We start from the raw sequence: 12,926 nt of genomic DNA, 5'->3' as shown, positions 1-12,926 counted from the left end.
GTGACACCGGGGAAATTTCCTTCCGAAATGTACTTAAGCGGCGGTTCCTGTCAAGTCCCAGCTACCAACAAGCAGGATAGCATCGAGATAGAATGTACTTAAGCGGCGGTTCCTGTCAAGTCCCAGCTGCCGAGGATGAGGGGATGTTCGACACGCCAATGTACTTAAGCGGCGGTTCCTGTCAAGTCCCAGCGCGGTCCTCGGCGGCCACCAGGATCGCCCGAATGTACTTAAGCGGCGGTTCCTGTCAAGTCCCAGCCTTGTCACCTCCCTGCGTACCACGGCGGGAATGTACTTAAGCGGCGGTTTCTGTCAAGTCCCAGCTGCGGCGGCGTCTTGACAATCAGGGCGCCGAATGTACTTAAGCGGCGGCTCCTGTCAAGTCCCAGCCATCGAGAAGATGGCCCGGCAGTAGAATACAATGTACTTAAGCGGCGGTTCCTGTCAAGTCCCAGCGCAAATACGCAAGCGGCTTGTCGGTGCTGAAATGTACTCAAGCGGCGGTTCCTGTCAAGTCCCAGCAGCCAACGAAGACTTGACAGGAGCCGCGTGCGGGGGGCGGGGCGAGGCCGGACTAGATCCACTTCCGGCGGCGGAAGAAGAGAACGAAAGCGGCCACGACGAGCAGGACGAGAACCCAGAAGACGATGTAGCCGTAGGGGAAGCCCAGCTCGGGCATGTTCAGGCGGCCGGCCGTGCGGTCGAAATTCATCCCGTACACGCCGGCCAAAAAACCGAGCGGCAGGAAGACTGTCCCGATAATGGTCAGAACCTTCATCACCTCGTTCATGCGGTTGCTCACGCTCGACAGGTAAATCTCCAGCAGCGACGCGGCCATGTCGCGCATGGTCTCGATGGTGTCGAGGGCCTGGACAGTGTGCTCGTAGAGGTCGCGGATGTACGGGCGGGTGTCGTCGTGGATGAGCCGGTTCTCCGACCGGGCCAGGGCCGCGATCACCTCGCGGAGCGGCCAGAGGGCTTTGCGGAACAGGAGCAGTTCGCGGCGGAGCGCGAAAATCGTCTCGAGGTGGTCGGGGGTGGGACGGCGGACGAGCTCATCCTGCGCGGCATCGAGCTGCTCGCCGAGACGGTCCATGGTAACGAAATAGTCATCGATGAGGGCGTCGGCGAGCGAGTAGGCGAGATAGTCGGTTTCGAGAAAGCGGGTGCGGGGAACGGTGCTCCTGAGGCGGTCGCGGACCGCGTCGAAAGGGCCGCTGTCGCGCTCCTGAAACGAGATCACCAGGTGGCGGGAGAAAATGACCGCCGCCTGCTCGGGGTGCAGGAGGCCGCCCCCGTCGAGAGAGAGGCGCTTGAGGATGATCGAGACGAGAGCGGGGGATTCCTCGAGGACGGGCCGAACCGCGGTGTTGGCGATGTCTTCCTGAGTCAGGGGGTGGATGTTGAAGTGGGCGCCGATCTGCTCGATGAGGCGGGGGTCGTGGATGCCGTTGATGCGGAGCCAGGTGACGGCGGGGGCGGGTTTGAGGGGGAGGCACTCGGGGAGGGAGTGGACGCGGCGCTCGGCGATGTGGTGGGCGTCGTATTCGATGACGTCGATGGCAACGCTGTGTTCGCGTTTGCGGCCGACGTACGCGACCGTGCCGGGGCGGGTGCCGGCTTTCTTCGAGTGTTTGGGGACAAAGCGCGTCATCGGGCGTCTCCTCCAAAGCAGAATGGGGTGGAACGGGAGGCGGGGGCAAGGTTTAACATGGGGCCGGGCGGACCGGCGCGGGGGGACGGGAACAGACGAGGGCAGGTTCGGCGGGGGCGAAGTGCGATGCGGCCGAGCGGATCGCGGCCACACAAAAAAAGCGGCCCCCGTGCGGGGACCGCTCCAATCGGGTCTCGCAAGCTCCAGTGCGGTCAGGCGCCGACCGGCTGGCGCGGCGAGGGAGTCCGCGGAGGCGTGAAGCGGGTCGGGGCCGGCGAGAAGGCGAGAACGCCCACGGCCACGAGGTTGATGAATGGGACCAGGGTCAGGACGCCCCAGACCGGGCTCTTGTCCACCGCCTTGGCGACGTCGATCCAGAGGACGACGAACGCGATGATGTTGACGATGGGCACCAGCAGGAACAGGAACCAGTACCATTCGCGGCCGGCGCACTTGAGCAGCAGGAAGATGTTGAGGATCGGAATAAACCCCCACCAGGCCTCGCTGTCGTGACCGCACTTCTTGGCGATGCGGTACTGCGCATACGCGAAGAAGAGATAGAACGCGGCGACGAAGAGCCACAAAAAGGCGCCGAACGCCATGCCGCCATCGGTGTAACCGGATTGGTACATTCTTCTTTCCTCCTCAGGAGATTAGGGATAAAGCGCTATTCGGGTTCGCGGTGATTCGAAGCCGCCGCCGGGGTTTGCTCCTGTTCTCGTTATTTGTCGGTCTTGTCCGTCAAGCGCCCTACGCAGCGGCCGACCTCCCGTCCTTCTCATGCGGCCGGTGGCGCCGCAGGTATCGGGTCTCACCTGTAAGATCGACAGATTTTGTCGAATCTTGATTGCCGGGTGGACGGGAGTGCGCAGAAATTGAACAGGGGACGCCGGTCATGGCCGAAGCGGCGGGGATTTATCGGCTTGTGCGGGGGCGGGAGAGCGGTTAGTTTAGCAGGATGGATACGCTGGTCAAGGCCAAAGCCGCCCAGGCAACGGCGCTTTTGGGGGAGCTGGGGATCGATCTCTGGCTCATTTTTGTGCGGGAGACCAAGATGATGGCCGACCCGGCGCTGGCGCTGGTGGTCGGGGAGGAGGCGACCTGGCAGTCGTGTTTCGCGTTCTCCCGGAACGGCGAGGCGGTGGCGCTGGTGGGAAACCTGGATGCGGCGAATTTCGAGCGGGCCGGGCAGTTCAGCGAGGTGCGTACTTACACCCACGGGGTGGGGGAAGATCTGGCGGGGCTGGTGCGCCGGTTCGACCCGGCGCAGATCGCGGTCAACTACAGCGCCAACGATCCCGCGGCGGACGGCATGACGCACGGGATGTACCTGCTGCTGAAGGAGCATTTGCGCGGGACGCCCTACGGGGAGCGGCTGGTCTCGGCGGAACGGCTGATGAGCAAGCTGCGGAGCCGGAAGCTGCCGGAGGAGGTGGCGCGGATCGCCACGGCCGCCCAATTGACGGCGGCGGTGTGGGAGTCGGAGGCGCCGCACGTGCGGGCGGGGATGACGGAGGCGGAGGTGGCGGGGCTGATCGACCGCGGGATCGCCGGGGCCGGGGGAGAACCTTCGTTTGCCACGATTGTTAATGCGGGGGACAAGAGCGCGCCCGGCCACGGGCTCCCTTCGGGGGCCAAACTCGCGGGCGGAGACTTGCTCCATGTCGATTTCGGCATTCGCCGCGAAGGGTACTGCGCGGACCTCCAGCGGCTGCTCTACTTTCGGCGGCCCGGGGAAAAGCGCCCGCCGGCGGAGCTGCGGGAAGCATTTGCGATGGTGAGGGACATTATTACGGAGACGGCGAAAGCGGCGCGGCCGGGCGCGACCGGGTGCGCGGTGGATGCGCTCGCGCGCGAGATGCTCCGCGACCACGGCTACCCGGAGTACCAGCACGCGCTCGGCCACCAGCTCGGCCGGGATGTCCACGACGGCGGCGGGATCCTTGGACCGGAGTGGGAACGGTACGGGGTGACGCCGCGGATGGAGCTCGAGGCCGGGAATGTGTTCACGCTGGAACTGGAAATCCTGCTGCCGGGAATCGGCTGCGTCGGACTGGAGGAGGATGCGGTGATCCGGGAGGACGGGGCGGAGTTCCTGTGCCCGCGACAGATGGAGTTGGCGGTGCGATGAAGCTGCGGGCGGCGGCAATGATCGCAGCGGCGGCGCTGGCCGCCGGCTGCGGCGGGCCGCAGGCGCCTCCGCCCCCGGAGGCCGCCGCGACCCCCGACCGGACTTCCGTCTGCGCTCCGGCGGAGGTGCGCGCCGAGGCGAGCGCCGGGACGGCCGAGATCAGTTTCCGGGCATCCTGCCCGACCGCCATCTCCGGGTACAACATCTACATCAGCACGGTCCCTCTGGGCGAGGCCTATCCGGGGACAGCGCTGCCGGGATCGGTCGAGGCCTGGAACCATCCCGTGTTCCCCGGCGACACGACGCCGGAGGACGGCGTGGAGGTGTACCGGGCTGAAGGGCTGACGGACGGGGTCCGATACTACGTACATGTGCGGACCGTCTTTCCCGACCAGTCGCTCTCGCGGCCCTCGGAGGAGATTGCGATCGTCACCGGCCCGCGCGGGACAATTGAACTGGCGGCCCGCTTCGCCTCGGAACAGGACGGCTTTTCGTTCGCGGCCGGGGCATATGTCCGGGCGGACGACCTGGCGAACGACCTGTACTTTTATCCGGCGGAAGGACGGGACTTTCTCGCCTCGCCGGACCGGCTGGGGTTGCTCCGGGCCACCCGCCTGCGGGTGCTGCCGTTCCGGGGGGAGCTGAGCGAGGCGGCGGCCGGCGCGGCGACAATGTCATCGCTGCCCACCGAGCCCCGGGTGGCGGTCGAGGAAGGGGATTGGGTGCAGGTCATGACGGCGGACAAGACGTTCGCGCTGGTGAAAGTGCTGGGACTGGAGGGGCAAGGAGAGGGGCGAAAGATGCGGTTGTTCTATGTCTGGTCGCCGGCGGTGGGGGCGCCGGTGTTCTGAGACCGGGGCCGGAGGCCGGGCTCGCGCGAGGACCGAGCAGAAAGATGGGGAGTCCGGCGGGCGGGCAAAGAGCGGGCTGCGGCGAGCGGAAAAGCCGGAACGGAAAATTGGAGATGCGATAGACGAGGGTTTTGCCTTGGAATTTCACAAAGACAGTCTGAAGATTGATGCTGCGCGAGTGGCGGAGTCGCTGCGGCGGGTGATCGCCGAGCAGATCGGGGTGCAGATGAAGAAGCGCGGGGCGGTGGTGGGTATCTCCGGCGGAATCGATTCCTCGGTCGTGGCGGCGCTGTGCGCGACAGCGCTCGGGCCGCAGCGGGTGGTCGGGGTGATGATGCCGGAGAAGGACTCCTCCCCCGAGAGCCGCCGGCTGGCGCAGCTCCTGGCGGAGCGGTTCGGATTCGAGACGATCCTCGAGACGCTCACCGGAGGCCTGGAGGGCATGGGCTGCTACCGGCGCCGGGATGAGGCGATCCGGCAGGTGTTCCCGGATTACGGACCGGGGTACAAGTGCAAGATCGGGATTCCGAGCACGGTGATCGAGCAGGCGGCGTTCAACTATTTTACGCTGACGGTGGAGGACCCGCAGGGGAGAATCGAGACGCGGCGGATGCCCATGGGCGTGTACCTGCAGGTGGTGGCGGCCTCCAATCTGAAACAGCGGCTTCGCATGACGACGCTGTACTACCACGCGGAGAAGCGCAACTGGGCGGTGGTCGGGACGGGGAACAAGGACGAGCACGAGCAGGGCTTTTTCGTGAAGTGGGGGGATGGCGGGGCGGACCTCAAGCCGATCGCCCACCTGTTCAAGACGCAGGTGTTCCAACTGGCCCGCCACCTCGGCGTACCGGACGAGATTGTCAGCCGGACGCCGACGACCGACACCTACAGCGCGGAGCAGACGCAGGAGGAGTTTTTCTTCGGGCTCGATTTCTACACCATGGACATGCTCTGGTACGCGATGGAACACCGGGTGCCGGCGGCGGAGGCGGCCAGAGTGCTCAACCTGACGCCGGAGGAGGTGGAGCGGGGATACCGGGCAATTCAGCGGAAGATCGACGCGACCGCGTATCTTCGGATGAATCCGCTAGAGGCGCCGCCCGAGGCGCGGTAGGGCGTCGGCCCGCGAGGAAAGGCAACTGCGGTGAAGCTTCACCATCTGCTGGCGAGGACGGCGGCGGTCCACGGGGCGCGCCCGGCGGTGATCCACGGCGAGCGGCGGATCAGCTACGGGCGGTTGAAGGAGCACGCGGACCGGCTGGCCGCGCGGCTGGCGGCCCTCGGGTATGCGCCGGGGGAGCGGGCGGCTCTGCTTGCGGAGAACTCGATCGAGTACGTGATCGCCTATTTCGCGGCGGCGCAGGCGGGGCTGGCGGTGGTGCCGCTGGACACCTCGCTCCGTCCCGCGCAGGTGCGCGAGCTGATCGGCGACTCGGGGTCGCGGGTGCTGCTCACGCAGACGCGGTTCGCGCGGTTTCTCGCGGAGATCAGCCGGGCGCCGTCGCCGCTGGAACTGATCATCGCCGAACGCGCCCTGCGGCTCGATCTCGCCGCACCGGTGGAGTCGCTCCACGACCTCCTCGGGCCGATCGACGACCAGCCGCCGGATCCCGCGGACGAAGCCGGCGGCGGAGGTCCGGATGAGGACCGACTGAGAGAATTATGGAGCGGGGCGGCGGCGGCGCCGAAAGATGAACTGGCCGCGCTTTTCTACACCTCGGGGAGCACCGGGACGCCCAAGGGGGTGATGCTGTCGCATCGGAACCTCTCGGCGAACACGGCCGGGACGGTGGAGTATCTTCGGCTCAGCTGCCGCGACCGGGTGCAGGTGATCCTCCCGTTCTACTACATCTACGGCAATTCGCTCCTGCTCACGCACGCGGCGGTGGGGGGCTGCCTGGTCATCGACAACCGGTTCACGTACCCGGAGACGGTGCTGGACACGATGGAGCGGGAGCGGGTGACGGGGTTCTCGGGAGTGCCCTCGAATTTCATGATTCTCCTGGGGAACACGACCTTCGCCAAGCGGGCGTTCCCCGACCTTCGGTATTTCACGCAGGCGGGCGGGGCCATGGCGCCGGAAGTGATCCGGCGGCTGCGCGAGGCGTTTCCGACCAAAGAGATTTTCATTATGTACGGGCAGACGGAGGCCTCCCCGCGGGTGTCGTGGCTGCCGCCGGAGCGGCTGGGGGAGAAGCTGGGATCGGTCGGCATACCGGTGCCGGGAGTGCAGGTGAGGCTAGTGGACGCCGCGGGGAACGACGTCGCCGCGGGCGAGGAAGGGGAGATCATTGTCGGAGGGGACTCGGTGATGATGGGTTACTGGAAGCAGCCGGCCGAGCAGGCAGAGGTGCTGCGCGAGGGGTGGCTGTACACGGGGGATCTTGCGCGGCGGGATGACGAGGGATACCTGTACATCGTGGGGCGGCGCAAGGAGATCATCAAGAGCGGCGGGAACCGGGTGAGCGCCAAAGAAGTCGAGGAGACGATTCTGGAACTGACCGGGATCGCCGAGGCCGCCGTGTACGGGGTGCCGGACGCCGTGCTGGGCGAGGCGGTGGCGGCCGCGGTGGTGCCGGGGACCGGCGCCGGCGTGAGCGCCAACGACGTGATCGTGCACTGCAAGGCGCGGCTGGCCGGCCACAAGGTGCCGAAACACGTGCAGTTTCTCGCCGCCCTGCCGAAGTATCAGTCGGGGAAGGTCAACAAGCAGGCCCTCAAGAAAACGGCCCCGGCGTAGCGGGGCCGTTTCTCTTCCACACAAAAGGAGGCTGTCGGCCGCGGGCCGGCAGGTTTCACACGCATCAACTGGCGTCCAAGTCGGTGATGGCCGCGGGGGCGGTCTGATCCCCGGTCGGCGTCCCGGAGACGACGTTGGACAGACCGGATGTGTTGGGGACTTCGTCCGACGTCTTGATCGCGAAATAGTAGGTCACGCCCGGGGTCAGGCCGGTGACCGTGAGGCTCTCGGCGGTACCGGCGGCGTGGGGGGCGGGGACGCCGGGGACGGTGGTCGCCGCCGCCCAGTTGGCGTTGGTGATCGGGGAGGTCGAGAATTTCACGGTGTAGCTCGCGGCGGTGCCGGTTGTCCCGTCATCGCCGGGCGCGGTCCATCCGAGGGTGACGGACGTTTGGCCGACGGCGGCGACGCGCAGGTCGGTGATGACCGCGGGGGGCACGTCCTCAGCCGGGGTCGCATAGGAGACGACGTTGGACAAGGCCGACCAGTTGCCGGCCTCGTCGGCCGCTTTGATGGCGAAGTAGTAAGTGGTCGACGGATCGAGGGAATCGATGGTATACGACTGGACGGTGCCGGCGGCCAGCGGCGCGGGCTCGTTCAGGCAGGCGGTCATGACGCCCCAGTCGTTCCAGTTGGCGGCGGTGATGGGGACGCGGGCGTAGCGCAGGTCGTACGAGGCGGCTGTCCCCGTGTTGCCATCGTCGCCCGGTGCTGTCCACGAAAGGACGACGCCGGCGGCCGCCGGCGCGGCTTTGAGCTGGGCACGGACCTCGGCGGTCAGGCCGCCGGTCAACAGAAGACCAAGGACCAGGGTAGGGACAAGGCGCAGGCGGGTAGGGCGGAGACAATCCGGTGTCCCCGGGGCGTAGCGTTGGTACATAACACCTCCGTATTCTGACGTTGGGGAGAGGGGCAAATCGAGTGCCGGCGAGGGGGAGAAATCGGGCGTTAGGGGACAAGCAGTTAGGCGGCCGCAGCGGCCGAGTCGGGGTCTCCGGGCGGCGGCGGCTGGTGAAAATAAGCACAAGGGGTCAGATCGCGTACAGACTCCTCCGGGGGCGCCGGCGGAAGAAAGGCCGGCGCCGCGAGGGAGCGCCCGTCACTGGCACGGCGCCGGCAGGAACACCTGGTCCTCGCGGTAGAGGTGCGCGATCAGCAGATTGACATCGGCCACGTCGATGATGCCGTCGGGGCTGCCGTTGATGTTAGCCTCCTCGAGGCAAGGGAGGCCGGCCTGGCCGCGAAAGACGTAGTGGATGAGGTGGAGCAGGTCGCTGACGGTGACGCGGTCCTCCGGGTCGCCGTCGGCATTGCCGCGCCGGTTGCGGCAGTCGCAGAGGGCCCAGACGGCGTTGTTGGAGACAGGCGACCAATTGCCGGCCTCGTCGCGGGCGCGCATGGCGAAGTAGTAGGTCTGCGCGGGGTCGAGGTTGGCGAGGGTGAAGGACTGCACCGTGCCGGCGGACCGGGGGATGGGCAGGCCAATGACGGGCATGGCCTGAAACCAGTTCAGGGCCGTGATGCCGTGGGTCGAATAACGCAGTTCGTAAGCCGCGGCGGTTCCGACGGTGCCGTCATCGCCGGGCGCGGTCCAGGTGAGCGTGATGTTCTCGCCGAAAGAGCTCGGGGCGAGCGACGCTCCGAGGATCGTCACAGCGACGATCCGGCAGATCTTCCTGATCATGAAGCGAACCTCCGTAACAGAACGGTTGGAACATGGGGGGCAGGTAATGAGAGCGGTTAGCACCGCTGAGTACGGAATGAAATACGCCAGGTCCGCTTGCAAAGGTAGGACTTACCGGGCAGTACTGTGGACAGTGCGGCCGCGACGGTTCCGGGCGGAACCCGGCCGCGATTAACTTCCCATTCACGCTTTTTATCCCCCTGCCGAAGCAGGCGACTAATCAGTTTACCCCTCTGATCGGTCGCACAGATAATAGCGATGCGGCGGAATTGAACCAAATATTTTCTGCAGGCGAAGCAAGATCTGCGCGGCGCATTTCTCTGCAGCGTGTGCAGCGGCGTGCGCCGCCGGGCGAGGCGGGCCATGGGAAGAGGCGGGAGATGTTTTTCACTCGACTTGCGCCGCATTTGCCCGTATCGTTCACCGGTTTCGCGGACCCCCCGCGGGGCGCGGGCGGGGCGGGGAGGAGGAGTTCCCGATGACGGTGAGGCGGCGATGAGTCGAGTGTTGAAACTGGTGCTGGCGGCGTCGCTGGTGGGAAATCTGGCGATCGTATGGGTTGGGTACAAGGCGTACCAGTACCGCACCCACATCAACTACTGGCTGGACAAATACACCGAGGTGGTGGAGGAGTTCTCCGGGCGGAGCCGCTACCGCCAGGACAACGAGCGGCTGCGGTCGGATACCGCGGTCCCCGGGCGGGTGGTGTTTCTGGGGACCCAGGTGATTTCGCGGTGGGACGTGGGCCGGTCGTTTCCGCGCTGGGAGGCGATCGATCGGGGGGTCGCCGGGCAGCGGCTGGCGGGCATGCTCCTGCGCTTTCAGCCGGATGTGCTCGACCTGGGGCCGGAGGCGGTGGTGATCGAGATCAGCTCGTACAATTTCCGCCCCGAGTGGCCGGTACGCGAACTCGAGGATTACGCCGAGTCGATGGCCGACCTCGCGCGGGCCCGGGGAGTGGCGCCGATTATCGGCAGCGTGATCCCGCCGTGGGACGCCGATCTCGGTCTGGGCGACTACGCGATCCGGGACAGCATCGCCGCGTTCAACGAGTGGCTACAGCAGGGGATGGCAGAGGGGCGCTGGCAGGTCGCCGATTTTCACGGAGCGCTGGCCGACGGGGAAGGGTATTTGCGCCGGGAACTGGCCGCCGAATCCATTGACCCGAACCGCGCCGGATACGAGCGGATGACAGCGGCGGTGGATTCGGTGCTGGGACGCGCGCTGGGCCGATAGAGAAACGTACCGGAGAGGCCGGGATGGCGGAGATGACACCACAAGCGTCGAAGGAGCGGGGCAAGAGTGCGCCGGAAGCGGTCCGGGTGCTGATTGTGTGCATGTGGCCGCTCGGCGGGATCCGGACGTACTTAAAGTATAACTATAAGTATTTTCCGCAAGATCTTTTCAGTATAACGCTTTTGGCGAATCCGGCGATTGAGCGAGAGGCGATCGCCGCCGATATGGCGGCGCTTGGGATTCGAGTGGAGTGGGCGCCGCCGCTCTGGGGGAAGAACCTTCTGTGCCGCCATGTGTATCTCCTGAAGCGGCGCGAACGGTTCGACGTGATCCACAGCCAGGGGTTCATCTCGGCGTTCCACACCGCGCTGGTGAACTGGTGGGGGCACGTACCGCACGTGATGACGACGCACGGCGTGCTCGAAGAGAAACGGTTCGCGGGGCGGTTCGGGCGGTGGAAGCGGGCGGTGTTCCAGCGGGCGCTGCGGGATGTCGACGTGTTCGTGGGAGTGGGACGGGACATTCTGGCGCATGTGCGAGAGGGGTTGCCGGCGCTGCGGGAGCGGGCGCGCTGGGAAGTGATCCGCAACGGGATCGACCCGGAGCCCTTTGTGCGCGACTATCCGGGGGCGGCCGAGCGGCTGCGCGAGCGGCTGGGAATCGACGGGGAGACGTTCCTGTTCGGGTACTTCGGGCGATTCATGCCGGAGAAAGGGTTCGTACACCTGATCGAAGCGGCAGAGCGGCTGGCCGGGGCGGGCGCGGCCAGGAGGTTCGCGGTGCTGGCGGTGGGCAGCGGCGACTACGAGCGCGAGTACCGGGCCATGACGGTCCAATTGGGCGTGCACGAGCTCTTCCGCTTCCAGCCCTTCCAGGCGAACGTGGCGGAACTGCTGCAGGGGTGCGATGCGGTGGTGATGCCGTCGGTATGGGAAGCATACCCGCTGCTCACCTCGGAAGTGCTGTGCAGCGGGACGCCGCTGGTGGCGACGACCTGCCCGGGTCTGCGCGAGGCGGTGGAGGGGACGCCGGCGGTGACGGTGGCGCCGGGAGATCCCGCGGCGCTGGCCGAGGCAATGCGGGCGGTGATGGAGGATCCGGGGATGCGGGAGCGGTTTCGGGCGTCTCGGGCGGAGGCGGCGAGGCGGTTTGACGTGCGGGAGTCGGCCGAGCGGCTGGCGGCTCTGCTCACCGAGGCAGGGCGGTCGGCGACGACGGACGGGCCGAGAGGGCGGACGTAAGCGGAGAACCGTCGGTGGCGCGCAGCAGCAGGGAGCAACGGTAGTCGCGTTCGAAGCGGGCGTATGCGGAGCGGTGGCGCTCGAGGTCTTCGTCATAGACATAGGTGGGGTTGGGGCGCCAGTGGTGGGGGGCGAGGTCGGTCGTCCACTCTTCGCCCCACTCGAGGACGCGGGCGCGGAGGGCGTCGTTGAGCACGGCGGTGCTGCCGAAACAGGAGATGCCGTTTTCCATGACCCACCGGCGCGGGGAGTAGCGGCCGGAGTCGGCGATGAATTCCTCGAGCTGCCGGCCGAGGCGGCGGCGGCGGAGGCGGCGGCCGGTGTGCTCGTTGACGTAGGCGAGGGAGCCAATCACGGCGTCCTCGAAGACGCCGATGGGAATGTCGGCGAACATCGACTCGACGACCGCGACGCAGGAGCCTTCATTGCCGGAGAGCATCAGGGCGACCCGGGCGGAGCGAAAGGCGCGGATCATCTCCCCGTCGGGCAGCCCCGGTTTGATCGTGATGCGGTCGGCGACGCCGTAGGCGCGGGCCTCGTTCATGATCGTCTCGGGGGTGCGGCCGTCCATGGATTTGCCCAGCAGCAGCACCCGGGTGTCGGGGCGCATGTCGCGGAGCGCGCGGAACAAAAGGAAGTGGCGCTTGTAGGCGGCGAAGTTGGCGAGAATGACGATGTCGTACTCTTTGGCGACCGGCGCGGAGACGTCGAAAATCTGCGGGTGGACCCAACTGGAGCCGAAAAGCGGGACCACCTCGGAATTCGGGGCGATGCGCGCAAAGACGGGGATCTCATTGAGATTGCTGATGAGGGTGAAGAACCGTCCGGGCCACCGGCGGGCGGCGACCGAAAACGCGAGGCTGTGGGGCGGGGACCAAGACGGGGCGATAACGAGGTGGTAGTCGCGGGCGAGGCGGTCGATGTCGGCATGGCGGAAGAGACGGAGCCACTGCCCCTCGAATGAAATGAACAACACGCCCTTCTCGCGCGGGGAGACGGGGTGCTTGAGGATAATTCCCTTGGCCACCTGGTCCGGCCGCGACTCGTGCGAGAGGGCGTCCCAGTCAAAGTTCGTGCGGAGGAGGCGGCCGACGGAGGCATCGAGGCTCCGTTCGAGCCGGCGGAGGAGTCCCGGATGGGGGCAGATGCGGGCGGCGCGAACGTTCAGGCGGGCGGCGCGCAGGAGCGACTCATCGCGGCGCAAGGCCGGGAGCCGAAGGTAGAGCCGGATCGCGGCGCTGGCAGCGAAACGGCAGGCCGGGTGGAAACGCAGGAAGTCCCACAGGGCCAGGCGGAATCTTATGGTCCAATTCACGATCTTGCTCATCTCCTGCTGCGGCGGCTATGCGGGACAGGCCGACGCGCCTGGTCGGGAATCGCAGGGCCAAT

General features: G+C 66.7%; 11 protein-coding genes. 6 read left to right on the top strand and 5 right to left on the bottom strand.

Annotated features, from left to right (window positions below; translation table 11 throughout):
- Positions 1 to 574: 574 nt before the first annotated feature.
- Both corA and KA261_01690 read right to left on the bottom strand, forming a co-directional pair.
- Entirely contained in the window at positions 575 to 1,654 is a 1,080-nt protein-coding gene (corA, locus tag KA261_01695; GenBank protein ID MBP7696496.1) for a magnesium/cobalt transporter CorA, read from the bottom strand.
- A 212-nt stretch (positions 1,655 to 1,866) separates the two neighbouring features.
- A complete protein-coding gene (locus KA261_01690; protein MBP7696495.1) occupies positions 1,867 to 2,286 on the bottom strand; it encodes a hypothetical protein in 420 nt (139 codons plus the stop codon).
- Positions 2,287 to 2,612: 326 nt separating this feature from the next.
- On the opposite strand from KA261_01690, the gene KA261_01685 reads away from it, so the two are divergent.
- The 4 genes from KA261_01685 to KA261_01670 are packed head-to-tail and all read left to right on the top strand — an operon-like array spanning position 2,613 to position 7,376.
- The gene (locus KA261_01685; protein ID MBP7696494.1) at positions 2,613 to 3,785 is read left to right on the top strand and encodes an aminopeptidase P family protein; all 1,173 of its coding nucleotides are present in this window, start codon (positions 2,613 to 2,615) and stop codon (positions 3,783 to 3,785) included.
- Positions 3,782 to 4,636 carry a hypothetical protein gene (locus KA261_01680; protein MBP7696493.1) on the top strand — a complete coding sequence of 285 codons (855 nt, stop codon included), beginning with the start codon at positions 3,782 to 3,784 and terminating at the stop codon, positions 4,634 to 4,636. Before KA261_01685 ends, KA261_01680 begins: the two co-directional genes overlap by 4 nt.
- The gene (gene nadE / locus KA261_01675; GenBank protein MBP7696492.1) at positions 4,599 to 5,750 is read left to right on the top strand and encodes an NAD(+) synthase; all 1,152 of its coding nucleotides are present in this window, start codon (positions 4,599 to 4,601) and stop codon (positions 5,748 to 5,750) included. Before KA261_01680 ends, nadE begins: the two co-directional genes overlap by 38 nt.
- Before the next feature lie 30 nt (positions 5,751 to 5,780).
- The gene (locus tag KA261_01670; protein MBP7696491.1) at positions 5,781 to 7,376 is read left to right on the top strand and encodes an acyl--CoA ligase; all 1,596 of its coding nucleotides are present in this window, start codon (positions 5,781 to 5,783) and stop codon (positions 7,374 to 7,376) included.
- A 64-nt stretch (positions 7,377 to 7,440) separates the two neighbouring features.
- On the opposite strand, the gene KA261_01665 is transcribed toward KA261_01670, so the two are convergent.
- Both KA261_01665 and KA261_01660 read right to left on the bottom strand, forming a co-directional pair.
- Entirely contained in the window at positions 7,441 to 8,256 is an 816-nt protein-coding gene (locus KA261_01665; protein ID MBP7696490.1) for a fibronectin type III domain-containing protein, read from the bottom strand.
- Positions 8,257 to 8,475: 219 nt separating this feature from the next.
- On the bottom strand, positions 8,476 to 9,060 hold the full coding sequence (locus tag KA261_01660; protein ID MBP7696489.1) for a fibronectin type III domain-containing protein: 585 nt from the start codon (positions 9,058 to 9,060) through the stop codon (positions 8,476 to 8,478).
- Between the two features lie 495 nt (positions 9,061 to 9,555).
- Here KA261_01660 and KA261_01655 point away from each other — a divergent pair, with 495 nt between their 5' ends.
- Positions 9,556 to 10,296, top strand: coding sequence for a hypothetical protein (locus KA261_01655; protein MBP7696488.1), 741 nt, complete (start codon positions 9,556 to 9,558; stop codon positions 10,294 to 10,296).
- Between the two features lie 23 nt (positions 10,297 to 10,319).
- Positions 10,320 to 11,537, top strand: coding sequence for a glycosyltransferase family 4 protein (locus KA261_01650; protein ID MBP7696487.1), 1,218 nt, complete (start codon positions 10,320 to 10,322; stop codon positions 11,535 to 11,537).
- On the opposite strand, the gene KA261_01645 is transcribed toward KA261_01650, so the two are convergent.
- On the bottom strand, positions 11,485 to 12,852 hold the full coding sequence (locus tag KA261_01645) for a glycosyltransferase (GenBank protein ID MBP7696486.1): 1,368 nt from the start codon (positions 12,850 to 12,852) through the stop codon (positions 11,485 to 11,487). The genes KA261_01650 and KA261_01645 overlap by 53 nt on opposite strands.
- Positions 12,853 to 12,926 lie beyond the last annotated feature (74 nt).

Source organism: Candidatus Zixiibacteriota bacterium (assembly GCA_017999435.1).
In the GTDB taxonomy this organism is placed as follows: Bacteria; Zixibacteria; MSB-5A5; order GN15; family FEB-12; genus JAGNLV01.
This window is presented reverse-complemented; position numbering and strand designations above follow the sequence as displayed.